Source organism: Herbaspirillum sp. VT-16-41 (assembly GCF_001994935.1).
GTDB lineage: Bacteria > Pseudomonadota > Gammaproteobacteria > Burkholderiales > Burkholderiaceae_D > Herbaspirillum > Herbaspirillum frisingense.
In genome coordinates this window covers 1-22,365 of record NZ_MUXB01000175.1, presented here as the reverse complement: position 1 = coordinate 22,365, position 22,365 = coordinate 1, and the positions used below count along the sequence as shown (strand labels likewise).

General features: G+C 54.9%; 22 protein-coding genes. 7 read left to right on the top strand and 15 right to left on the bottom strand.

Going from position 1 to position 22,365, the window contains the following annotated elements:
- Positions 1-3: 3 nt before the first annotated feature.
- From BTM36_RS25380 to BTM36_RS25370, 3 genes are all read left to right on the top strand, one after another.
- Positions 4-942: a cation diffusion facilitator family transporter gene (locus BTM36_RS25380; protein ID WP_077238421.1), complete on the top strand. Its 939-nt coding sequence runs from the start codon at positions 4-6 to the stop codon at positions 940-942.
- Positions 926-1,447 (top strand): DUF2846 domain-containing protein, encoded by a 522-nt coding sequence (locus BTM36_RS25375; protein WP_077238420.1) that lies wholly within the window; start codon positions 926-928, stop codon positions 1,445-1,447. The genes BTM36_RS25380 and BTM36_RS25375 overlap by 17 nt, the downstream gene beginning before the upstream one ends.
- Positions 1,448-1,608: 161 nt before the next feature.
- Entirely contained in the window at positions 1,609-1,941 is a 333-nt protein-coding gene (locus BTM36_RS25370) for a CzcE family metal-binding protein (RefSeq protein WP_050470471.1), read from the top strand.
- Between the two features lie 28 nt (positions 1,942-1,969).
- Here the strand turns inward: BTM36_RS25370 and BTM36_RS25365 are convergent, their stop codons facing one another.
- Together BTM36_RS25365 and BTM36_RS25360 are read right to left on the bottom strand one after the other, a co-directional pair.
- The gene (locus BTM36_RS25365) at positions 1,970-3,331 is read right to left on the bottom strand and encodes a HAMP domain-containing sensor histidine kinase (protein WP_077238419.1); all 1,362 of its coding nucleotides are present in this window, start codon (positions 3,329-3,331) and stop codon (positions 1,970-1,972) included.
- Complete coding sequence (locus BTM36_RS25360) at positions 3,324-4,001, bottom strand: response regulator transcription factor (RefSeq protein ID WP_050470477.1); 678 nt, start codon at positions 3,999-4,001, stop codon at positions 3,324-3,326. The genes BTM36_RS25365 and BTM36_RS25360 overlap by 8 nt, the downstream gene beginning before the upstream one ends.
- A gap of 121 nt (positions 4,002-4,122) precedes the next feature.
- On the opposite strand from BTM36_RS25360, the gene BTM36_RS28130 reads away from it, so the two are divergent.
- A complete protein-coding gene (locus tag BTM36_RS28130) occupies positions 4,123-4,329 on the top strand; it encodes a hypothetical protein (protein WP_139347284.1) in 207 nt (68 codons plus the stop codon).
- Here the strand turns inward: BTM36_RS28130 and BTM36_RS25355 are convergent.
- Together BTM36_RS25355 and BTM36_RS25350 are read right to left on the bottom strand one after the other, a co-directional pair.
- Positions 4,326-5,489 carry a porin gene (locus BTM36_RS25355; protein WP_050470468.1) on the bottom strand — a complete coding sequence of 388 codons (1,164 nt, stop codon included), beginning with the start codon at positions 5,487-5,489 and terminating at the stop codon, positions 4,326-4,328. The genes BTM36_RS28130 and BTM36_RS25355 overlap by 4 nt on opposite strands.
- Positions 5,490-5,791: 302 nt before the next feature.
- Entirely contained in the window at positions 5,792-7,366 is a 1,575-nt protein-coding gene (locus BTM36_RS25350; RefSeq protein WP_077238418.1) for a tetratricopeptide repeat protein, read from the bottom strand.
- Between the two features lie 598 nt (positions 7,367-7,964).
- On the opposite strand from BTM36_RS25350, the gene BTM36_RS25345 reads away from it, so the two are divergent.
- The 3 genes from BTM36_RS25345 (at position 7,965) to BTM36_RS25335 (ending at position 9,702) form a co-directional block, all read left to right on the top strand.
- Positions 7,965-8,546, top strand: coding sequence for a mechanosensitive ion channel family protein (locus BTM36_RS25345; RefSeq protein ID WP_174616923.1), 582 nt, complete (start codon positions 7,965-7,967; stop codon positions 8,544-8,546).
- A gap of 470 nt (positions 8,547-9,016) precedes the next feature.
- Complete coding sequence (gene flgB, locus BTM36_RS25340; RefSeq protein ID WP_077238417.1) at positions 9,017-9,442, top strand: flagellar basal body rod protein FlgB; 426 nt, start codon at positions 9,017-9,019, stop codon at positions 9,440-9,442.
- Between the two features lie 59 nt (positions 9,443-9,501).
- On the top strand, positions 9,502-9,702 hold the full coding sequence (locus BTM36_RS25335; protein ID WP_061286714.1) for a hypothetical protein: 201 nt from the start codon (positions 9,502-9,504) through the stop codon (positions 9,700-9,702).
- A 384-nt stretch (positions 9,703-10,086) separates the two neighbouring features.
- Here the strand turns inward: BTM36_RS25335 and BTM36_RS25330 are convergent, their stop codons facing one another.
- From BTM36_RS25330 to BTM36_RS25275, 11 genes are all read right to left on the bottom strand, one after another.
- The gene (locus tag BTM36_RS25330) at positions 10,087-10,425 is read right to left on the bottom strand and encodes a copper-binding protein (protein ID WP_077238416.1); all 339 of its coding nucleotides are present in this window, start codon (positions 10,423-10,425) and stop codon (positions 10,087-10,089) included.
- A gap of 28 nt (positions 10,426-10,453) precedes the next feature.
- The gene (locus BTM36_RS25325; RefSeq protein ID WP_077238415.1) at positions 10,454-13,594 is read right to left on the bottom strand and encodes an efflux RND transporter permease subunit; all 3,141 of its coding nucleotides are present in this window, start codon (positions 13,592-13,594) and stop codon (positions 10,454-10,456) included.
- Positions 13,591-15,075 carry an efflux RND transporter periplasmic adaptor subunit gene (locus tag BTM36_RS25320; protein WP_077238414.1) on the bottom strand — a complete coding sequence of 495 codons (1,485 nt, stop codon included), beginning with the start codon at positions 15,073-15,075 and terminating at the stop codon, positions 13,591-13,593. Before BTM36_RS25320 ends, BTM36_RS25325 begins: the two co-directional genes overlap by 4 nt.
- Positions 15,072-16,316, bottom strand: coding sequence for a TolC family protein (locus tag BTM36_RS25315; RefSeq protein ID WP_077238413.1), 1,245 nt, complete (start codon positions 16,314-16,316; stop codon positions 15,072-15,074). The genes BTM36_RS25320 and BTM36_RS25315 overlap by 4 nt, the downstream gene beginning before the upstream one ends.
- 494 nt (positions 16,317-16,810) lie before the next feature.
- The gene (arsH, locus tag BTM36_RS25305; protein ID WP_254427094.1) at positions 16,811-17,548 is read right to left on the bottom strand and encodes an arsenical resistance protein ArsH; all 738 of its coding nucleotides are present in this window, start codon (positions 17,546-17,548) and stop codon (positions 16,811-16,813) included.
- Positions 17,514-17,942, bottom strand: a complete 429-nt coding sequence (arsC, locus tag BTM36_RS25300) for an arsenate reductase (glutaredoxin) (RefSeq protein WP_077238454.1) — start codon at positions 17,940-17,942, stop codon at positions 17,514-17,516. Before arsC ends, arsH begins: the two co-directional genes overlap by 35 nt.
- Before the next feature lie 83 nt (positions 17,943-18,025).
- Positions 18,026-19,150 carry an MFS transporter gene (locus tag BTM36_RS25295; RefSeq protein ID WP_254427093.1) on the bottom strand — a complete coding sequence of 375 codons (1,125 nt, stop codon included), beginning with the start codon at positions 19,148-19,150 and terminating at the stop codon, positions 18,026-18,028.
- Position 19,151: 1 nt separating this feature from the next.
- On the bottom strand, positions 19,152-20,435 hold the full coding sequence (locus BTM36_RS25290) for an arsenic transporter (RefSeq protein ID WP_077238411.1): 1,284 nt from the start codon (positions 20,433-20,435) through the stop codon (positions 19,152-19,154).
- 65 nt (positions 20,436-20,500) lie between these two features.
- Complete coding sequence (locus BTM36_RS25285; protein WP_008328786.1) at positions 20,501-21,010, bottom strand: arsenate reductase ArsC; 510 nt, start codon at positions 21,008-21,010, stop codon at positions 20,501-20,503.
- A gap of 42 nt (positions 21,011-21,052) precedes the next feature.
- The gene (locus BTM36_RS25280) at positions 21,053-21,388 is read right to left on the bottom strand and encodes a helix-turn-helix transcriptional regulator (RefSeq protein ID WP_077238453.1); all 336 of its coding nucleotides are present in this window, start codon (positions 21,386-21,388) and stop codon (positions 21,053-21,055) included.
- 283 nt (positions 21,389-21,671) lie between these two features.
- Positions 21,672-21,965, bottom strand: a complete 294-nt coding sequence (locus BTM36_RS25275) for a DUF3892 domain-containing protein (RefSeq protein ID WP_077238410.1) — start codon at positions 21,963-21,965, stop codon at positions 21,672-21,674.
- Between the last annotated feature and the right edge of the window lie 400 nt (positions 21,966-22,365).

Below are 22,365 nucleotides of genomic sequence, written 5' to 3'. Positions count from 1 at the left end.
AAAATGGGACAAGGACATTCGCACGTTCCTCCGCAAGGAGGTAATGAAAGGGCGCTGAAGATCGCACTGGCTCTGACGTCGACGTTTCTGATTGCAGAGGCCGTTGCGGGTGTTCTTACCCAAAGCCTTGCGTTGATCTCCGACGCTGCACACATGCTGACAGACAGTGCAGCGTTGGCGATCGCTCTATTCGCAATCCGGATCGGCAAGCGACCGGCAGATGCGAAGCGCACTTTTGGCTATGCACGTTACGAGATCCTGGCCGCGCTTTTCAATGCGGTTATGCTCTTCGCAGTGGCAATCTACATCCTGATCGAGGCATACAAGAGATTTACGTCACCTCCCGAGATTCAGTCGGGGGCTATGCTTGTAGTGGCCGTTCTGGGGCTGATTATTAATTTGATCAGCATGCGCATGTTGACGTCGCGAAAAGATGAAAGCCTGAACGTTAAAGGGGCGTATCTGGAAGTATGGAGCGACATGCTGGGATCGGTGGGCGTCATCGCAGGTGCGCTGATCATCCGATTCACCGGTTGGGATTGGGTAGATACCGTCATCGCCGTAGCGATCGGTCTGTGGGTGCTGCCGCGTACATGGACGTTGCTGAAAGAGAGTATCAACGTTTTGCTGGAGGCAACACCTGCACACGTGAATCCCGACGAAATCCAGGAAGCAATCCTGGGAGTTGAAGGAGCTCAATCAATTCACGATCTTCACATCTGGTCCATCTCGAACGACAAGGTGAGTTTGACTGCTCACGTTGTCTACGACCCCCGCACATACAACATCGAAGTACTCGGAAAGATCCGTAAGTTGTTAGCTGAAAAATTCGACATTCATCACGTCACCATTCAATTGGAAGACCTGCCATGCGAGCAGGCGGCTGAACAGCACACCTTTTCTCCGATCGGTAAGGAGGACGAAAATGATCATCAACACTAGCCGTTGGCTCAAACTATCATTGATAGCCACATTAGCAACTTTGATTTCTGCTTGTGCGACCCCCGCACGTGACACCGTGCCGTGTACGATACTGCAGCAGCACGCGCGTTGTGTCGCGGTTCCGGTGCATGACGATGAGCATGAAGATGAGGCCAAGGCGCTGACGCCGGCGCCGGAGGGATTCGGCTATCTCTACATAACGAGGCCATATGCGCAGCAGCGTAGCGTCAAGGCTAAGTTGTTTGTGAATGATGTATTTCTTGCGGAGCTTGGGCCGAAGAGCTTTGCTCGCATCAAGATTCGGCAAGGGGTGTACCGGATCAAGATCACCGCCGAAAAAACCGAAGACGTCTTTATTTCGGTAGGAATGAAGAAGGAGACGTTCTTGGAATATCAAATTGCAGAGCACTTCTTTTCGACGGAACCCAGTATCAAGCTGGTTAGCAAGGAGCGAGCGAAAGAAAGCATGCAACCACTTGATATGGTGGTTTCACGGAACGACTGAAATCGCGAGGAGTTAAAGAGGGAGGACGCATTAATGCGTCCTTTTTTTTTGGATCCAAAATTATTACGCAATCGTAATAATTTAGTTCGATTTTGGTAATTGGTGCCTCTCTACAATGAACTCATCGTCAAAACGATATTTCACCCCAAAGGAGGTTCACCATGAAGTTCAATTTTTCCAAGGCCGCAATTGCCGCAACCCTGCTGATGTCCTTCGCCGGCGCCAATGCCATCGCTCAAGTCGCAGACCCGTTTGGCACTCCCGCCAATAGCGCGATGCCGGAGCGCGAAATCGCCATGAGCAATTCGACCAAGTACGTCAACGTCGCTCAGGGCGAAGTCGTGAAGTTCGTCTCGCACGGCAAGAGCTTCACCTGGAAGTTCGATACCTTCGGCATGCAGCCGTTCTCGTTCTCGAAGATCGCCCCGCAAGGCTTTGACGGAGCCAACGCAACCGTCTACCTGGGCACCAACCCGCTGTACCGCGGCCATTGATCGGGGGCCTTGCCGATATTGGCAAAGACTATTCTGATACCGCTGCAGTGCGCAGTATCAGGACGGCCCGTAGTCCAGGATGGTTGTTCGAGAGTTCCAAGGAACCACCATGTAGTCTAGCGACAGACGCCACCAGGCTGAGGCCCAAGCCGACGCCTGGTGTTGATCTGCTAGCATCGCCGCGATAGAAGCGTTGCTGCACTTTGGGCAATTCAGTATCAGGAATGCCGGGACCATTGTCGCTCACACGTACCAATAGGCGGCCGTTGTCGAGCTGTACACAGCTCAGTGTTACCTTCCCGCCGATCGGGATAAATTTCAGAGCGTTATCGATCAGATTGGCCACGGCTTGTGCCAACAGCAAAGCATCGCCTTTTATGTGCAGTGGGCCAGAGGGGCGATGATCAATAATCTTTCCGGTGGACTCTGCCAGTGGCCGGTAAAATTCGCAGACATCCGCAACGACCGCCGCTGCATTCATGGTGGAGAAGCCCGCTCTTCTAGCACCAGTGTCGATTTCGACTAGCCGCAGTAGGGCATTAAAAATTGAGATGACGCGGTCGACGTCTTCGATAGCCCCTTCAATTTCCTCGGAGTTTTTTTCCTGTCGAGCAAGATCTTCCAAGCGGGAACGTAGTTCTGCCAATGGTGTTCGTAGATCATGGGCAATCGAGTTAGATGCGTTGATGACCCCCTTCATCAGTTGCTCAATCTGATCCAACATGAGATTCGCGGTCTTAGCCAGGCTTGCCAATTCGCTTTCGCCGCCATGATGTGGCAAGCGGTGCGTGAAATCTCCCTGCACGATGGCCGTAGCAGCCTGATCGATGTCTTTGACCTTGGCAAGAAGGCTACGTCGAATCGCAACGCCGCCTACTATTCCGAGAAGAATAATGATGGTCCCGGAAGCCGCAAGGCCGCCGATGAACATATTTTCGAGTAACCGGTATCTGTTAATGTCGTGAGCGACCAGCAGATGAAATCGGCCATTCAGGATGAGATGTCTGGCAAGGATCCGGGTATTGCTGCCATTGATGTCGACGACAAACCTCCCGCTGGAGGCAACCGTACTGATTTCAGTTGGCCAGGAGGGAAGATTGCCCGCCAGGCGCTGCATGTTCTGGTCGGTCAGCAGCACAATGTCTTCGGAGCCGCCGGGGATCGCCCCAACCCGGGAATCGATCCGCTTGCTCAACGCATCAACTCCTTCTTCGTCATACACGCGCTGCAATCTCTCGCTGTCAGCGTGCAGGATATGGCGCCAGTCCTGCTCGACAAATTCCTGCCATGCATACCAAAGTGGTGTGGCAAAGGCAGCAAGCGCCAAGAGGCTGAATACGACGTAGCAGCTGGCGACAGTTCGAGCGGAGAACTTAAAGAGCCTATTCATCGGTAAGCATGTAGCCGGCGTTTCGAATAGTCTTGAGCATGGGCGGCAGTGAGTCGATATCTAGTTTCTGCCGTAACTTGCTGATGTGCACGTCGACCACGTTGGTCTGCGGATCAAAATCGTAATCCCAGACATTCTCTAAGAGCATCGTGCGTGTGACCACTTTGTTCGCATGACGCATCAGATACTCGAGAAGGTGAAATTCCCGCGGTTGAAGCAATATTGCCTTTCCGTCCCGGTAGACCTTGTGCTTCATGATGTCCATGTGCAAGTTACCGACCACGAGATACGTTCTCTCGGTCAGCTCCCTGGATCTCCGGATGATAGCTTCCACACGGGCCAATAGTTCACCAAACGAGAACGGCTTGATCAGGTAATCGTCTCCGCCACTCTGCAGTCCTTTAATCCGATCATCGACCTCTGCCATGGCGCTGAGAATCAAGATCGGAACGTTATTGCCCGTTTTTCGAAGAGCTTCAATGATACTCAGTCCGTCGATGCCTCCCGGAAGCATGCGGTCCATGATGATGGCTTCGTAAGGTGTGCTTGCGGCAAGCAGCATCCCGTCACGACCGTTGTCGGCGTGATGGACCTCGTATCCTGACTCAGAGAGTCCTTTTTTTAGGAATAGCGCTACGCGCTCGTTGTCTTCGACGATCAGCAGTTTTATCGCCGTCATGTTTCTAACGCAGAAAATTAACCCAGTCTTTGAGAGCGCAGCGGACGCATTTCTATGCAGACCAGACGAATCCAGAAACGCTGCAAGACTGGTGAGATTTGTTGAGGGGGGCATGGAAAAAAGGGAGATTGAATCTCTACTTTTCTATCCAATGCGTAGCTGGAAAACTGTACCACGCCATCAAAAATTAGCCGATGACTCCGCGGAAATATTTGAAAATAATTTGATGGAAAAGAAAAAAGGCTTGCGTGGGCAAGCCTTTCTTTTACCGATCCAACATCGCGACCAACCCGCGATGTCGGTGGTGAGTATTGCTTAGAACTTGTGACGAACGCCCACAGCCACCAGAGTCTGGCTGGCATCAGCGCCGCCGGTAGCAGCATTGCCGGTCGCATCGCCATACACGCCGCTGTTGGCCATGTCCGAAGCACGGATGTTAGCCAGGAACGCGTACAGGTCGGTGCGCTTGGACAGCCAGTAGTCGGTGCCCAGGCTGATTTGAGTCAGCTTGCCCTTGGAGGACGAGTTGAAGTCAGCACGGGTGTGAGTGACGGCGCCCAGCAGCTTCAGATTCGGGGTCAGGGAGTAGGCGGTACCGACTTCATAGATGTCGGCCTTGTTCGCGGAACCCAGGGTCTTGGACGGCAGAGCGGTCGGGCTGGCGGTGTTCAGATCTTGCTTCACGCGGTTGTAGTTTGCATACACGCGGGCCGGGCCGAATTGATAGCTGGCTGCAACGTTCAGCACCTTAGCTGCGCTGTTGCCGGAGTTGTTGACGTCGCCAGCGTTGGTTGTGCCGATCAGCAGCGAAGTGTCGGCCGGGGTTGCGCCTTGCTTCGATTGGAAGTAGTTGATACCCAGACCCAGCGGGCCATTGTCGTACTTGCCGCCGATGCCGAATGCTTGGCCAGCCGAAGTGCGGCCAGCCTGTTCGCCGAAGCCGTAGAACAGGTTGCCGGTGAAGCCGCCCATGTTGTTGGTGGTGTAGCTCACGGAGTTGTTGCTACGGGTACCTTCCAGGCGGTCCAGGTTATGGCCAACGGAGCCGGTCATGAAGCCGAAGTCGGCAACAGAGGTCAGGTAAGAGATGGAGTCAGCGAAGTCGGTTTGACGACCCAGCAGGACGGTACCGAAGCCGCCGGCCAGACCGACGACGGACTTACGACGGAACAGAGTGTTGGTAGTCTTGGAGTCATCCAGGGCGCCGGTGTCGTTCTTGAAGCCGGTTTCCAGATTGAAGACGGCGCTCAGACCGCCACCCAGATCTTCAACACCCTTGAAGCCGATACGCGAACCTTGAATCACCGCGGAGTTCACGCCGAACTTGCTGCCGGTGCCGTTAGCAGTGCCGTTGACAGCCTTGCTGGTGTACACGACGCCAGTATCGATAATGCCGTAGATGGTAACGGAGGAGGTTTGCGCCTGAGCAGCGCCGGCGAACGCGCCGAGCACAGCCAGTGCGAGCAACGATTTCTTCATGTGTCTTCCTTCTAAAATGGTCTTGAGAATCCGCACGTTTGACGGATGTTTGAACATTACGTGTTCCTCTTTTCTACCAACAGCGCGTTTGTAAATATAAAAAAAAGTCTGGTTTTGGTCGGGCGATTGATTCTGGATTTGTTGTATTTCTTCATCTGTCGAATTTGCTTCGGAGTTTCATAGGGTGGCTCGCCATATGAATGTGGCAGCAGCGCTATCCGAAAAAAAGCCGGCAACAACATGCGTTGGTGCCGGCCAAAAAAGAAACCACCCAAATCAAAACCGAGCGGAATCAGGGAGAGTTACACTAGGTCCGCGATGATGTTCCTCAATCGATATTGACGCTGGCGATAATTACCTTCTGGACCATCGAAGCTTGAATTTACGTCGGCAAACAGGCGTGAAATTAAGTCCAATGTCACGCGTTGTTCGGCATTTTCGATCAAGATCAGGCGCCTTTTGCTGCGAGCATGGAGTTTGCTAATGTCGACTTCGATGCAATGGCCCCAGTCTGCGTGGCGCACATCTACGAGAACGGCCTCGGATTTGGAAAGCTTAAAAGCAGCGGCCAGATCAATTCTGGCTGAGAGGAATGGATGAGACTTCCTTAATTTAGTCGTCAGCGATTTAGCGATTTCAACGGCCCATGTTTCGGAACTGTTTTTTGCAGAAAATCTTGAGGCGGCTATCAAGGCTTCGTGATGACCTTGATCCGCCGCTTTTTTCCACCAAGAGAGTGCGTGGATGTCATGCATCGGACCATCGCGTCGAGTACGCCAGAGATACTGACCGTAGTCGAATTGAGCCTGTGCAAATCCCATCTCGGCACTGCGGTTTAAATATTGGCGAGATAGAGAGAGATTGCGTTGGAAGTACTCTGCCTTGGCGTAAATCATTGAGAGCCCGTGCCATGCTTCGGCAACATCTCCCTTACCGGCAGCATTGAGCCAAGGGACCGCGGCTAAATAGTTCGCCTGCCCGTGTGCAGGGAATATCCGTTGACAACCGTGGTCGAGGCGCGCGTGGAGCATCCCAAGTCGGTATTGCGCTTCATGATTATTTGAAAGAGCAGCAAGCTCCAACAGTCTTCTGGCATATGAGAGATCGGATACTTTGCGCTCCAACAAGAGCTGAGATTGCCTCAGGAGTAAGGTAACCTCATTTTCGGATAGCGAAAGTAATGCGCACTGGGGAGAGGGATCGCGAAGATAGCGAAGCTGCGCCTCATGATCCTTAAGTAGGCACTTGATCATCGGCGCGGCGTTCTCGGAAAAACCGACGTAGTCACCTGCCTTCCAGTACTTCTCCAGTAACGAGTATTGGGCTTCTGTCACGCCGGCTAGCGCTGCTTGCCTGGTCCAATGTTCTTTGGCTTCTTTCAACGGCGGCGCCAGATGAATTTGATCGCCGGCGCCATGGTGCTGGTCATCTTCGAGTTGCGCAAGATGCTTGGCGAGAAGCCATTGGGCCTCATGATTATTTCGCTCAGCTAGCTGCTTCAGTACGTTGACCGCCTTGTCTTTGGCCTTATGACCAAAATGACTGGAATTCTCAAGTACTAAACGTGAGAACACTATGCCAGCTTCGAGCACGCCGGAATCGAATGCGCGTTCATACCATGCCACCGCCTCATAGGGGCGCGACATTGTGCTGCGCACTAGATCATATGGAACGGCGCGACCTATCATCGTCCAGGCCTCGGTCAGGCCTTGTCTGGCCGCTCGTTCCAACCAGTAGAATGCAGTTTCAGTACTCTGCGGAAGGCTGCCGTTGCCCAAGTAGTAGCGGGTTCCTATGGCCAACTGTGCGTCGGCAACACCAGTTCGAGCGGCTTTAAGAATGGCAAGGTCGTCGCGGGCCGCCATTTTATCGACCACCCACGGGATCGTCGTTTGGGCGAGAAAGTGTTTGCGGCGATGACATCATGCTGCTCCGTGTATGTTCATAGGGAACGTGCTCGGAGAACTAGATTTGCACCTTGCGATGATGAATCTTTGCGTAGAAAATCATCAACCTGGCAGTCACAAATCGACGATCAGGAGCACCGATTTTTCAACGGATGTTAGCCAGCGATGGTGATCTGCGAATGCCTTTGGAAGATTAAATGTTGTTAATGTAAATGGCCGGAAAGCCGCTATAAATATAGGTTTTATCGAAGATTTCCCTCTATGAAATTAAGCTTGGAAGCAGATTGAGTCTGACTTGATGGTGATTTCAGTGAATTTTTTTTGAAGATTAACGATCCTTAATAATTGGGCGATGAAGAGGCCGATTTTGAGTCGTAAAGTCAGCACGTAATGAGGCACATCTGCCACAGCTGGTTCTGCTTCAGAATGACTAGGTTGGAGAAAAATTTGTAATTTTTAGTCGTATTGGCCTATGCTCCCGCGTTCGAAATTTCGAGAAATTACGAGGCGGCGGATGCAGCGGAATCTACCGGCCGGAAAGTGGCCTGTCAGGTCTTAGAGGAGTTGAATGAACAAGTTTTTGCAGTCGATACACGACAATCTGCCCCAGTGGATGGCTGATTGGTTTGATGTTTTGGTGCCGGCCGCGGAAGTGGCCTTGATCATGATCGGCGCCTTAGCCATCATGAGAATTGCAAAGCTGCTGATCGGTCGGGTAGGTCGTACATACGGCCTACCCGGGAAGGCCGCAGCTCTTACGCAAAGGGTTCTTGGATTCTTTGTCTATGGAGGCGCCATTCTCTGGGCATTGGAGCGCCTGGGGGTCTCTGGCGCGGTACTTTGGTCCGCATTCACTGGATTTGCTGCAGTAGGCGCGGTGGCCTTTTTCGCCGCTTGGAGTGTTCTATCCAACCTATTTTGTGCCATCTTGATCTACACGACGCAGCCATTCCGGGTCGGCGACGTTATCGAAGTGCTGGAGGGCGGTGACAAACCAGGCGTTAAGGGGCGTGTGCTGGACATCAATCTGGTGTACACGACGCTATCCGAGGAGACGGAAGGGGCCGGGACTACACTGCAGCTGCCAAATAGTCTATTTTTCCAGCGTATCGTGCGCAGATGGAATGACGGCTCCTCTTCGTTATTCTAAAATTCTTCCCCTCGATGGGCCTGCTCTGGGCTCACCGCCATTCCCCAGTTCTCCAGCCTTTGAAATCATTACGCGATCGTAATAGACGCGTAATGATTTTGTTCGAAATGCCTTCTTAGAATGTCTTCTTGTCGGTGTGCCGCATCAATGATTCGGTGGATCTGACCATAGGTACTCTTCTTGGAGGTCTCGTGGACGCATTGCTCGCCCTATTTCTTGTCTCGTCAGTCTTATGCTCTACGCCAACCTTGGCGAAGGGCGCACCTCAGCTGGAGAGAAAAAATGCAAGGTCTTGCCAGGATCTGTCTCTCGCCGTTTCGCCCAGCAATCCTAAGAGTAGCTGTCCAACGTCGCGCCTCTGTAGCCGTTAGCGGGCTTTTGTTGCGGATCAGACTTCAGCGTATTGATTGAGCAGAAATTCGAAGGTATGTCCGGGTTGAATTGGCATTTTCTTCGTTAGGAGGCGGGTGATGAACATCAACGGAATGAATGCGCTGTCGAGTGATGGTGGAGAGAAGGACGAGAAGTTTTGGAATAACGCGGTTCGTTTAGTGGAGCAAAGGCTTGGGCTGATTGCATCGAATATCGCCAATGCCGATACACCGAACTACAAAGCCCGGGACATCGATTTATCATCGGCTTTGAAACAGGCGATGACGAATTCAAAGTTGCCTGTCCTGTCAAAAGGGTACGCCACGGTCCCTAGGGATCTACCCGTCGAGGCCTTAGTACTCTACCGTTCTCCGACGCAACCGAGCGCGGATGGTAATACCGTAGATGTCGACCAGGAAAGCGCGGCGTTCTCTCATGAAGCGATTCGTTACCAGTTCTTCTTGGACAAGGCAGTAGGTGAGTACAAGGAGATCGGCGATTTGTACAAAAACATGGTGGGGTAGTGCGAACGTCACAATGGTGTGGCGACTGCTCCCGCCGCTGACGACCGAGTTCCTTTCAGATGACGCAATCCCAACAGACGCACGATGCCATCGTAGGCGTAATGAAGGTCGGCTCGGTGATCATGCTGTTGCTTGTGCTGGCGTTTTATCTTTGGCTTAAGTTCAACGATCGTAAATCCACCAAGAAGAATCTGCAGACCAAAATCGCAACATCGAAGGCCAAGCAAAAGCGTCCACGGTCTCGTCGAACTGGGCGCTGAGCTATCAATTCCAGCCATCTCACACAAGACTGCTAACCAGCGGCTAATAGACGCGAGTTCGAGCCAGTGTGAGATGGCTCATTCAGAGATGCATTCGATTTCCATCGTAAATGGTTTCCCTCGCTGCTAACAGCGTGGCGGACTACTGCGCTTGAGCTTAAAGGGCCATTTGTGCTGACGAAGTTTCGCAAGAAAGGCGCGGTTCAAGAAGGGAGCCAGCCGAGATAAAGCAAATGTTCATACATAAGCGAAAAAGTAATTAAGAAATCATCCTTTATTCATATTTCGTAGATGATTGATTGCCGTTTCGCGCATATGGATGCCTTGCTCACATCCAACCGTCCGTGTCGCATAGGAAATTTGCAATCACGGACGGTACCCGGCTTATTTAGCTGGACGAATTCCCGTCACGACAGGCGCGGCTCCACTCCCCTTCAAGTCGAAGGTGACTTGGTCTCCGACTTTGAGTCCTTGTAGCATTTTCTCATCCGATACTTTGAAGCCCATGGTCATTGCTGGCCAGTTTAGTTCTTTGATGGGTTGATGAGCCAAGGTAACGGTCTTCTGCTTCGGGTCCAGGCTCTTGATGACACCGGTCCCATGAGAAATCATTTCGCCGGCATCAGCTTGGCCCATCTTCATGCCCTGCATGTCTGCGGCAAACACGGGCGGCATACTACCCAGCGATGCAGTAAAAAGCATGGCGTACATAACATTCTTCATGACAACTTCCTTTCACTTTGAGGATAAATTAAGCCGGATTGGCTTTGGGTTGACGACCACGCATCAAGCGATACGCGGCCGGAATGACGAACATCGAAAGCAATGGAGCGGTAATCATGCCGCCGACCATCGGCGCTGCAATCCGGCTCATGACCTCGGAGCCGGTGCCGCTTCCCCACAAAATCGGAATGAGGCCTGCCAGAATGACCGCGACGGTCATGGCCTTTGGGCGGACCCTGAGAACGGCACCTTCGCGGATTGCATCCTCCAGTCCCGGGACCGAGATAGCGCCTATCTGTTGTTCACGGACAGAGACCGCCTGTTTCAGGTACAGCAGCATGACTACGCCGAATTCAGCGGACACGCCCGCAAGAGCGATAAATCCGACACCGGTGGCAACCGATAGGTTGTAGCCTTGGGCATAGAGGAACCAAATACCGCCGACCAAAGCAAATGGCAGTGACGCCATGATCAATGCTGCCTCATCGAAGCGCCGGAACGTCAAATAGAGCAGTACGAAGATGATCATCAGCGTTGCTGGCACCACCAGCTTCAAACGTGCATTTGCCCGCTCCAGGTATTCGAATTGCCCCGAGTAGGCAATGCTCAGTCCGGGCGTCAGCTTTACCTTGGAACTGACCGCGGCGCGCAAATCGGCGACCACAGATGACAGATCCCGGTCCCGGACATCGACATAGATCCAGCCGCTGGGCCGAGCATTCTCACTTTTGAGCATGGGTGGGCCATCGCTGATCTTCAGCTTGGCGACGGTTCCCAAGGTGATCTGCTGGCCGCTGGCGGTCAGGATCGGCAGATCGCGCAGTCGCTCCAGCGAGTCGCGAGTCTCTCTTGGATAGCGAACGCTGATCGGATAACGTGCCAGTCCCTCAATCGTCTCGCCGACATTCTCCCCACCGATGGCCGACGAGACGATGCTTTGCACATCAGCGATATTGAGACCGTAGTTGGCGGCGATCAGCCGGTCGATATCGACATCCACGTAACGTCCGCCACTGAGACGTTCGGCGAGTGCGGAGCTGACGCCCGGTACCGCTTTGGCAACTTGTTCAATTTCTTGCGCCGTCTTGTCGATATCGGCCAGGCTGGCGCCAGACACTTTGACGCCAATCGGGCTTTTAATCCCGGTAGCCAGCATGTCCAGCCTGTTACGAATGGGCGGCACCCAGATATTTGACAGGCCAGGCACTTTGACGACCCGGTCAAGCTCATTCACCAACTTCGCCGGCGTCATGCCGGGGCGCCATTGATCACGCGGTTTGAATTGAATGGTCGTTTCGAACATCTCCAGGGGGGCGGGATCGGTCGCACTCTCAGCACGGCCAGCTTTGCCGAAAACACTGGCGACTTCCGGAACCGTCTTGATGAGGCGATCGGTCTGTTGCAGCAGTTCGGCAGCTTTGGATGCAGACAAGCCTGGCAAGGCAGACGGCATATAGAGTAGATCCCCCTCATCCATCTGCGGCAAGAACTCGCCGCCCAAACGGCTGATCGGCCATAAGGTCGTCAACAGCGCAAGCGCCGCAATTGCCAGTGTCGTCCTAGGCCGGCGCAAGACGGCTTCCAGTAACGGCCGATAGCAACGAATCAGCCAGCGATTGAGCGGATTGCTGTTCTCCGAGGGGATCTTCCCGCGGATCATGTAGCCCATCAGGATCGGGATCAGCGTGACGGATAATCCGGCGGCACCGGCCATTGCATAGGTCTTGGTAAATGCCAATGGCCCGAATAAGCGTCCCTCCTGCGCCTCCAGTGTGAATACCGGGATAAACGACAGGGTAATGATCAGCAAGCAGAAAAACAGCGTTGGTCCGACCTCTGCGGCCGCCTCACCGATGACCCTCCAATGAGTTTCCCCCTGCAAAGGTTGCCCTGGATGTCGATGCTTCCACTCTTCGATATGCTTGTGCGCATTCTCGATCATGACAACGGCGGCATCGACCATGGCACCAATTGCAATGGCGATCCCTCCTAGGGACATGATGTTGGCATTGACGCCCTGGTACCGCATGACTATGAAGGCAATCATGATGCCCAGCGGCAGAGAGACGATTGCCACCAGTGCGGAACGCAGATGCCAGAGGAACAGGCCACAAACGACTGCAACGACAATGAACTCCTCAAGCAGCTTGTGCGACAGATTGTCGATGGCGCGATCGATCAATTGGCTGCGGTCGTAGACGGGTACGACCTCAACACCAGCGGGTAGGCTTTTTTTGAGCTCTTCCAGTCGGCTCTTGACGGCCGCAATGGTGTCTCGCGCATTCTTGCCTGAACGCAGGATGATGACGCCGCCCACCGACTCGCCTTCGCCATTGAGTTCCGCAATGCCGCGGCGCATCTCCGGCCCGAATTGGATGGCCGCTACATCGTCCAGTTTGACGGGTACGCCGTTTTTCCCCGTCGCCAAGGGAATGTTGCGGAAGTCCGCCAGCGTCTTCAAATAGCCGGAAGCCCGCACCATGTACTCGGTTTCCGCCATCTCCAGCACCGAGCCACCGGTTTCTTGGTTGGCCTTTTTGATCGCGTCGACGACCTTGTCTTGTGCGATGTTGTAGGCCGCCAGTTTCACCGGGTCGAGCACCACCTGGTATTGCTTGACCATGCCGCCTACCGTTGCGACTTCGGCGACATTTGGCAGGCTCTTGAGCTCATATTTCAGGAACCAGTCTTGCAGGCTGCGTAACTGGGCCAGGTCGTGTTGCCCGGTCCTGTCGACCAGCGCGTACTCATAGATCCAGCCGACGCCGGTAGCGTCCGGCCCCAGTGATGCCTTGGCCGAAGCCGGGAGGCGCCCCTGCACCTGGTTGAGATATTCTAGTACCCGGGAACGCGCCCAATACATGTCGGTGCCGTCCTCAAACAAGACATAGACGAAGGAGTCCCCGAAGAACGAGTAGCCCCGCACGGTCTTTGCCCCCGGTACCGACAGCATGGTAGTTGCCAGCGGATACGTTACCTGGTTCTCGACGATTTGCGGTGCCTGGCCAGCATAGGTAGTCCGGATGATGACCTGAACATCCGAAAGATCGGGCAACGCGTCCACAGGGGTGGTCTTGAGCGCCCATAACCCCCAGGCTCCCAGAAAAAGCACCCCAAACAAGACCAGGAAGCGGCTGCGAAGCGACCATTTGATGAGTTTTTCTATCATGGCGTACTCCGATCCAGCTTCTCGATTACATAATCGCCATTTCTCTCTTGGAAACCGAAATGCAGGCTATCTCCGGTCTTGAGACCTGCTGCCATCTCTGGCCGCGCCAGTTTGAATGACATTGTCATGGCTCCCCAACCCAGTGTTGGGACCGGACCGTGCGAGAGCGTGATGTCAGTGCCCCGCAGTGATTCGATTTTCCCGGTCGCCTCATTGAGTGGCATCTGGGCGCTCTTGGCGTCGGCGCCTGGTGAAGTGTTCAGCCGCGCGAGCACGCCTTTAAGGCTGGCCTCGGAATCGATGAGGAATTGACCGGACGTGACAACTTGTTGGCCTTCGGTGACGCCATCCAGGATGACACTCTTGCCATCGGATTCTTGGCCAAGCTTCACTTCGACCGGCTGGTAGCGACCATCGCCTGTTGTGACCAGCAGGATATTGCGTGCGCCGGTGCGGATGACCGCTTCAGACGGTACCAGTAGGCTTGGTGCTGCCTTGCCGCCTCCTAAGCCAATTTGCGCATACATGCCCGGCTTCAATTTGCCATCGCGATTGGGCAACTCGGCGCGAACCCGGAGGGTACGGCTGTCGGCGTTGCTCTCCGGCAGAACGGCAAGGATCTTGCCTGTGAATTTTTCTCCTGGGTACGCCGCGAAATCCGCTTCCAGCTTGCCGCCGACGTTGACTAGTGCGGCTTGCGCCTCAGGAATTGCCGCTTCTAGCCACACGGTATCGAGCCCATTGATCCTGGCCAAAGGCGCTCCGGCCGATACCGTCATTCCACTCCTGATATCCAAGGTCTGAATCAAGCCCGCAATAGGTGCAGCGATGGTCACTACCGTCTGAGGTCGGCCGCTCTTCTCCACACGGCTAATCAGATCACTCGACATCCCGAGCAACTGTAGACGTGCGCGGGCGGCTTGGATCAGCGCCAGGTCCTTCGTGCCGAGCACCGCCAAAAATTCTGCTTGAGCGCCGGCCCATTCCGGAATGAGCAAGTCCACCAGGGGGGCACCACGTGCAATGATGTCGCCAGGAGCACGTGCGTAGACCCGCTCAACAAAGCCGTTGCTTCGGGCCTGGACAATCGCCACCTGGCGATCATTGAGCTGCACGTTGGCGACAGCGCGCACGGTGCTCGAAAAGCTGCCACGCTCGACCTTGACGGTGCGCATTCCCAGGTTCTGGCTAATTTCAGAGTCAATCTTGACGCCGGCGCCGTCACCTTGCTCATCCGCGTATTTCGCGACCAGTTGCATGTCCATGAATGGTGACTTTCCCGGATTGTCGAATCGTTGATTCGGCATCATCGGGTCGTACCAATACAAAACCTTACGCTCTACGTGCGTAGCTGCTTTTGCTGGCTCAACCTGCATGGTTTGAGCTCCGGTAGCACGATGTGCCACCCAATAGCCGGCCATACCGCTTCCCGCGCCGACAGCCAGGATCAGCATGGCGATCTGATAAGTGCTTTTTTTCATTGTTGATCTCCCCCATAGGCGAAATAGAGTTGGGCGGCAACTGCGGATCTTTGCGCCTCCAAATCGATGATTTTCAGGCGCTGGTCGACGACTTCCCGGCGTGCCGCGAGGACTGTCGTCAAGTCACTTTTGCCTGCGCGATAACTGGCGTATTGGAGGTCGGTTTTTTGCTGTGCCAGGGGCAAGGCAGTCTGGTTGGCACGCTCAAGTTGGCGGGTCAAGGACTGGTAGTCGGCTAGATCGCTTTCGAGCTCGTTGGTGTGATCGCGCAGCATGGCCTCACGATCCGCATCGATGCGATATAGCTCTTGCTGTTTAGCCGCGATGAGGGGATCTTGCCTTGTCGCGGGGGAAACTGGAATCTCGAACGTGAACTGGACCGACACCATGTTGCCAAAGCGCGGGTCACGCCGTTGATAGGCCAGCTCGACACCCCAATCTGATTTCTTCATCGCCTGCGCTTGGCGCAATTCTGCTTCCGCCTTGTGACTCTCCGCAGAAAAGGCTTGTAGTTCTGGATGCTTGTGCAGGTGACCGCGTAAATGGTCACCATCGATACGCAAGTCAGGCAAAGCATCGACCAGCGGTTCATCGGCTTCGCCACCTACATAGCGGCGGAGGCCGGACTTGGCCTTGACAAGGTCGCGGATCAGTTCATCACGACGGTCAGCCAATTGAGCCGCTTCCTGCTTCGGCATCACACTATCGGCTACCTGAGTACGGCCAGACGCGATCTGTGCGCGCACGGCATCTGCCAAAAGCAAATTCTCTTTGTCCAAATCATCGAACAGCGAGATCTTGCGTTCCAGGAAATAGCGGTTGAGCCAAGCCAAGGCCGTGGCTCTGCGCAGCTTGAGGCGCTCCACTTGCCGCTGTGCTTGCGCAGTTTCGATCGAAGCTTCGGCTACGGCAACGCGGGCCTGGCGCTTGGCCGCATTGGGAAAATCCTGCATGACGCCGATTTTCTGCATCGTCATAGAGTCGGCATTGAGTCGGCCTCGATCCGGCCCGGAGACGGGATAGTTGTCGATACCGGCAAAGATCTTGGGGTCAGGTAAAGCACCTGCGGGTATCGCCGATGATTGGGCTGCCGCAATTTGGGCCCTGTTGGAGGCCAGGTTGGGAGACTGGCGCTCGGCGATATCGAGCGCAGCGTTAAAAGATAAGGGAGCCGCGTGGGCAAGGCCGGACATCCCCGCTAGCAAAGCAAGCAGGGCCCCGGATATCCTGTGAAAGGACATGATTGTTCACTCCATAGCGTGACTGCGCGAAAAAGCGCGCGAAAGACCACTTGGCGCTCAAGCCAAGCGTGTCAAGAAATCAGCAACGATCAGAGTGAACGAGGGGGACGCCACAATCCGGACGGATCGTGGGAAGGAAGAAACGATTCGGGCAACAGGGAGACCGTTGCGATCAAGGGAAGAACGTGCAGATTAACGTCCGCTGAAGGTGTGGTCGACGGAAACACTTGGCAAATCTTGCAGGCGTCTCCCATCTTGCATGGCGCCGTCGATTTTGATGACTTGTCCCCACTTGACATGCTCATGACGCAAGTTTCGTACGAGCTGTTTGCGGAGACCGACATCTCCATGGCAGGAGTGACACTACGCATCATTTCGACCATGCGCACAGCCGCCAATCCCTCAAGGGGAATGGCAATGGCTAGCAACACTATCAGAAATGTACGAAGCATTTTCATCGCACAAATTATAGATCATGTCTCGATGAGCTGGGTTTAAATAGATTTCTGGTTCATTCGCTTGCTCAGTTCTAATGCGCTTTCTCGGCGTTCGCTGTATCGGTCGGTCAGGAACGGCGAGACATCACGCGTTAGCAGCGTGAATTTGAACAGTTCTTCCATCACATCGACCACCCGCTCGTAGTAAGGCGATGGCTTCATCCTGCCGGCGTCGTCAAACTCTTGGTAGGCCTTGGCCACCGATGACTGATTCGGAATGGTCAGCATACGCATCCAGCGGCCGAGTATCCGCATTTGGTTCACGGCGTTGAAGGACTGCGATCCACCGGACACTTCCATGACGGCCAAGGTCTTGCCTTGTGAAGGACGGATAGCCCCCTGTGTCAACGGAATCCAGTCAATCTGGGCCTTCATGATGCCGGTCATAGCGCCGTGGCGCTCTGGCGAACACCAAACCATACCTTCGGACCAGTTCGCCAGCTCGCGTAGTTCCGCGACCTTAGGATGTGTCTCCGGCTCACTATCCGGCAGCGGCAAGCCGCGGGGATCAAAGATCTTGACCTCGCCGCCCATCGCTTCCAGCAGCCGTGCCGCTTCCATGGTCAGTAATCGGCTGTAAGAGCGTTCACGAACAGATCCGTACAGCAGGAGAAAGCGCGGACGGTGGGTCGATGCGCCAATTTTTGAGAAGTCGCCGATTGCAGGCACCTTGAATTGGCCGGGATCGACGTTGGGCAGATCAGTTACCTGGTGCGACACGTTGGCCCTCCGCATTGATCACGACATCGCCGTCTTCCTTGGTGAAAGCGCCTTGCTGCGGGTTCGGGAGGATGTCTAATACCAACTCGGACGGACGACACAGCCTGGTTCCCTTGGTCGTCACGACGAATGGCCTGTTGATCAGGATGGGATTGGCCAGCATTGCATCCAGTAGTTGATCGTTGGTCAAAGAGAGGTCACCCAGTCCCAGCTCAGCGTAAGGCGTGCCTTTCTGGCGGATGGCCTCACGAACCGTCAGGCCAGCATCCTGAATCATCTTGACCAGCTGCTCGCGGCTGGGCGGATGCTGCAGGTATTCAATCACGGTCGGCTCTTCGCCGCTGTTGCGGATCATGGCCAGGGTGTTGCGGGAGGTCCCGCATGCGGGGTTGTGATAGATGATCGTCATGGTGAGGTCCTATTGTGAAATCGGCTCTGATTGCGGACGAATCGCCGCCGTAGCGAAAAAGAAGAGAATTGCTCCAGTCGCCGCTATGGCAACCAGGGCAACAATGGCACCGGGATTCCGCCTCCAACGCTATATAGGAGCGATGCGACGAACGGACCGGCTGCGAAAGCGATCGTGACTGGCGTTGCCATCGCGCCGCTAATGGCGCCATAGGCTTCGCGGCCATACAACTCAGCTGGCAGCGTCCCGCGAACGATGGTCATGACGCCGTTGCCCATGCCGTACAGGATGGCAAACAGTCCGTAGAGCACCAGCCAGTCAGCTGGGGCATAGAGCAGAAGCAAAGCGACTGGCAGCAAGGAAATGGCAAACTGGCCCGTCTGCTTGGTGCTGGCCTTCTTCCCGATCGTGGTCTCCAGAATTCGGCCCAGCACCTGCATGGGGCCAATCATCGCTCCGATTGCGGCGGCGTAGTACGGGGTCATTCCGCGATCATGCAAGATCGACATCAGGTGCAACGACATTGCCGAGAACACCAGAGCATTCAAGGTCACGGCCGCCGTCACGGCATAAAAACTCGGTTGCCGTAGCACAGCCTTCAGGTCCCAATCCTTATTGGCGGCGGCCTTGGTCTTCTGAATAGACCTGGCTGCTGGAAGCAGCATATGAACCGGCAGGCAGATCACCAGGTTGGCCACTGCGTAAATCTGCCACGTCGTCCGCCAGCCATACTGCTCCAGCAACCATTGGGTCAGCGGCCAGGCGACGGTACTGGCAAAGCCACCAAAAAGCGTCAACATCGTGATGGCGCGGCGGAAATCTGCCTTGAAGACCTGGGTCAACACGGCGAACGCCGGCTGGTATAGCGTCGCGCTCATGGCCAGTCCGATGACCGCCCAGATAAGATAAAGCCCCAGCGCATCGTGAACGAAAGACATGGCCGCCAGCATCAACGCGGCCAATACGGTTCCGGCGCCCATCAGCAATCGGCCACCGATGCGGTCAATGATGCTGCCGGCCAGCGTCGACATCAGCCCGGAAATGAGCAGCGCAAGGGAATAAGCTCCGACCACGACTGGCTTGGAGAGCTGCAGCTCAGTCTGCATCGGCTGCATCAAGATCCCGTAGGCATAGAACATCGAGCCCCAGCCGACAATCTGGGTCAGCCCAAGCGAGGGGATCAGCCAGGTCGATTTGCGGGCATCCACTTCAGCTCCCCAGTCTCAGCGCCAAGGCCGACAGCGTCACCAACAGGACGGGCAGCGTCAACATCGCGCCCACCCGGAAGTAATAGCCCCATGAGATGTGGATGCTCTTCTTATCCAGCACATGCAACCAGAGCAAGGTCGCCAGACTGCCAATAGGGGTGATCTTCGGGCCAAGGTCGCTACCAATCACATTGGCGTAGACCATTGCTTCCTTCACCACGCCCTGGGCTGTGGTGGCGTTGATCGACAGTGCGCCCACCAGCACCGTCGGCATGTTGTTCATGATCGACGATAGGAAGGCCGTCAAGAAGCCAGTGCCGAGGGCTGCGCCCCAGACGCCGTGCTCTGCAAAGCCGTTCAGCACGCTTGTCAGGTAGTCCGTCAGGCCTGCATTGCGCAGCCCATACACCACCAAGTACATCCCCAGCGAGAAGAACACGACCTGCCAGGGCGCGCCCTTGATGACCTCGCGCGTAGAAATGACATGGCCTTTGCCTGCAACTGCCAGGAGGATCAGTGCACCAACCGCCGCCACGGCGCTGATGGGCACACCGAGGCCTTCCAGCCAGAAGAAGCCCACCAGCAGCAGCGCAAGCACCCACCAGCCGGCGACGAACGTTGCTCGATCATGGATGGCCGCGACGGGATCCGGAACCTGGTTCAGGTCATAGTTTGCGGGGATATCGCGACGGAAGTAGAGGAAGAGCACGATGAGCGTCGCCACGACTGACACGATGTCGACGGGGATCATGACCGAGGCATATTCCGCAAAGCCGATCTTGAAGAAGTCCGCCGAGACAATATTCACCAGGTTGGATACCACCAGTGGCAGACTGGCCGTATCGGCGATGAAGCCGGCCGCCATGACAAAGGCCAGCGTCGCCTGGGGCGAGAATCGCAGCGCCAGCAGCATGGCGATGACGATTGGCGTCAGGATCAGCGCGGCGCCATCGTTGGCGAACAGAGCGGATACGGCTGCGCCCAACAGGATGAGCAGCACGAACAGCATGCGGCCGCGACCACCACCCCACCGGGCTACGTGCAAAGCTGCCCACTCGAAGAAGCCTGCCTTGTCCAGTAGCAGGCTGATGATAATGATGGCGATGAAGGTACCCGTGGCGTTCCAGACGATGTGCCAGACAACCGGGATGTCCGAAAGATGAATGACGCCGGCAGCCAAAGCCACGGCTGCGCCAGCGCACGCACTCCAGCCAATGCCGAGCCCCTTGGGCTGCCAAATCACAAAAATCAGGGTGAGCAGGAAGATGACAAAAGCGGCCAGCACTTTCTTTCCTTGGTCGAAGAAGAGGAGTCAGAGAGGCAGGAGCCCAATGGCTCCTGCCGTAAGGTTTAAACCGGGGTGGCGCCGATAGCGTCCATCTCACGCTTGATCGAGGTCTTTTCGAGCGTGTGGAACGGCAGGCTGGCGAAGATGTTCACGCGGGTCATGATCTGGCGGGCAACCTTCGAGAATACGGCGCGCTTTTGCTCGTCGGTGCCGGTAGCAGCCGCTGGATCTTCGAATCCCCAGTGGGCCGAGATCGGTTGTCCTGGCCAGATCGGACATACTTCGCCCGCGGCGTTGTCGCAAACCGTGATGATGAAGTCCATCTTGGGGGCATCCGGTGCCGCGAACTCGTCCCAGCTCTTGCTACGCAGGTCATTCAGCGGATAACCAGTGGCGTGGATCTGCTCCAGCGCCAGCGGATTGACGGCGCCGGCCGGATGGCTGCCCGCGCTATAGGCATTGAAGCGGCCTTTGCCCATGGTGTTGAGCAATGCTTCGGCCATGATGCTGCGAGCCGAATTACCGGTGCAGAGAAAAAGAACGTTGTAGGTCTTCTGTTGGCTAGTGGACATGGTGACTCCTTGGCGTGAAGGCCTGACGGTTCCAGGCGTTGATTATTCGGTAGTAGTGGCTGGTTCGCAGCATGCTGTTACCGGCGAGCACACATTGCCGCCGCAGCAGTTCTCGGTGAGAAACCCCAGAACATCGTTCATGGCGGTGTAGTTGGCGGCATAGATGACGAAGCGCCCCTCCTGGTGTGAAGTCACCAGACCGGCGTGCGAGAGCTCTTTCATGTGGAAAGACAGGGACGAAGGCGCAATGTCCAGTGCTTCTCCAATCTTGCTGGCGGCGCTGCCTTCTGGCCCCACCTGAACCAGGTAACGGAAGATGGCCAGGCGAGATTCCTGTGCCAAAGCAGCCAGTGCGGTAATAACGGACTTGGTTTCCATAGCAGCCTCAATCAATACAATGATTCAATTATTATTGAAATATTTAATTAAAACAAGTCACTGTTGTTTTTTTTGGTGGCGCTTGTCTGCTATTGGCGGCGAAGCACGGACATCATTTCACGTTTCATCACTCTCACTTACACCATGGCTCGCTAAACGGTATCCGTGCTGTAGGCTGCTTCAAATATTGCGACTCCGGATTTCTAAACGGCAGCCATATCTACGCAAAGAAAAAAGCCCGCTCTACAGCGGGCTTTTTGTATTTCGGAGATAAATTCAGTGACTAGAACTGCGGCAAATTACCAAGGTTATCTCGCTTGGTACTGTTCCTGTCAGTGGTCAAGTACTCGCCGTCGATAACATGCACATGGGCACCTACGTTCCACTTGTTCGTCGACGTATTCATCGTCCAAGTTTGAAACGAGGCCTTTCCCATGCGAATCAGATCTGCAACAAATGCGCGGGAAACAGTGCGAGGCGGACCAAAGGCGTCCGGCAAATCTTGGCGAACCTGGACGTAGTCGATGTGGGTCTTGCTGCTGTTATAACGAACTGCGGTAATTCCAAAATCTGCCATGTCGCACCCCTTATAAGTTGGCCCAATTGCCGAGCTTAGATATGAGACGCGCACATCAAATTTCAAGGAAATAAATGTCGAAACAATAAGTAGAAACCCCAAATGCCCGAGCCCCCCCCTTTTTCCGTCGAGCAAGCAAACGGACACAACAGAGCAGTTAGGCTGTCCATCCGCTTTTGGTTCGCCGCTCTGAGCGGGGACTTGATATTGCGCAAAGCATCAAGCTCGCAAAAGCCGCATCATATTTCCCAACGGAATGCGTTGCATTTAATGCAATTTTTGGTTCGTGTTCGCCTAGGATAGCTGTATCTGTGGATACTAGATGGAATAGCCCCTTGAATCTCAGGACACGAAGACTCTCTTAAAATAGAGGATAGTCTTATGACCAGTTTTACGACTA

What these genes read in the sequence shown, in the direction of transcription:
- BTM36_RS25380 (WP_077238421.1), top strand. Translation starts at nt 4, where the DNA reads ATGGGACAAGGACATTCGCACGTTCCTCCGCAAGGAGGTAATGAAAGG.
- BTM36_RS25375 (WP_077238420.1), top strand. Translation starts at nt 926, where the DNA reads ATGATCATCAACACTAGCCGTTGGCTCAAACTATCATTGATAGCCACA.
- BTM36_RS25370 (WP_050470471.1), top strand. Translation starts at nt 1,609, where the DNA reads ATGAAGTTCAATTTTTCCAAGGCCGCAATTGCCGCAACCCTGCTGATG.
- BTM36_RS25365 (WP_077238419.1), bottom strand. Translation starts at nt 3,331, where the DNA reads ATGAATAGGCTCTTTAAGTTCTCCGCTCGAACTGTCGCCAGCTGCTAC.
- BTM36_RS28130 (WP_139347284.1), top strand. Translation starts at nt 4,123, where the DNA reads ATGGAAAAAAGGGAGATTGAATCTCTACTTTTCTATCCAATGCGTAGC.
- BTM36_RS25355 (WP_050470468.1), bottom strand. Translation starts at nt 5,489, where the DNA reads ATGAAGAAATCGTTGCTCGCACTGGCTGTGCTCGGCGCGTTCGCCGGC.
- BTM36_RS25345 (WP_174616923.1), top strand. Translation starts at nt 7,965, where the DNA reads ATGAACAAGTTTTTGCAGTCGATACACGACAATCTGCCCCAGTGGATG.
- flgB (WP_077238417.1), top strand. Translation starts at nt 9,017, where the DNA reads ATGAACATCAACGGAATGAATGCGCTGTCGAGTGATGGTGGAGAGAAG.
- BTM36_RS25335 (WP_061286714.1), top strand. Translation starts at nt 9,502, where the DNA reads ATGACGCAATCCCAACAGACGCACGATGCCATCGTAGGCGTAATGAAG.
- BTM36_RS25330 (WP_077238416.1), bottom strand. Translation starts at nt 10,425, where the DNA reads ATGAAGAATGTTATGTACGCCATGCTTTTTACTGCATCGCTGGGTAGT.
- BTM36_RS25325 (WP_077238415.1), bottom strand. Translation starts at nt 13,594, where the DNA reads ATGATAGAAAAACTCATCAAATGGTCGCTTCGCAGCCGCTTCCTGGTC.
- BTM36_RS25320 (WP_077238414.1), bottom strand. Translation starts at nt 15,075, where the DNA reads ATGAAAAAAAGCACTTATCAGATCGCCATGCTGATCCTGGCTGTCGGC.
- BTM36_RS25315 (WP_077238413.1), bottom strand. Translation starts at nt 16,316, where the DNA reads ATGTCCTTTCACAGGATATCCGGGGCCCTGCTTGCTTTGCTAGCGGGG.
- arsH (WP_254427094.1), bottom strand. Translation starts at nt 17,548, where the DNA reads ATGCGGAGGGCCAACGTGTCGCACCAGGTAACTGATCTGCCCAACGTC.
- arsC (WP_077238454.1), bottom strand. Translation starts at nt 17,942, where the DNA reads ATGACGATCATCTATCACAACCCCGCATGCGGGACCTCCCGCAACACC.
- BTM36_RS25285 (WP_008328786.1), bottom strand. Translation starts at nt 21,010, where the DNA reads ATGTCCACTAGCCAACAGAAGACCTACAACGTTCTTTTTCTCTGCACC.
- BTM36_RS25280 (WP_077238453.1), bottom strand. Translation starts at nt 21,388, where the DNA reads ATGGAAACCAAGTCCGTTATTACCGCACTGGCTGCTTTGGCACAGGAA.
- BTM36_RS25275 (WP_077238410.1), bottom strand. Translation starts at nt 21,965, where the DNA reads ATGGCAGATTTTGGAATTACCGCAGTTCGTTATAACAGCAGCAAGACC.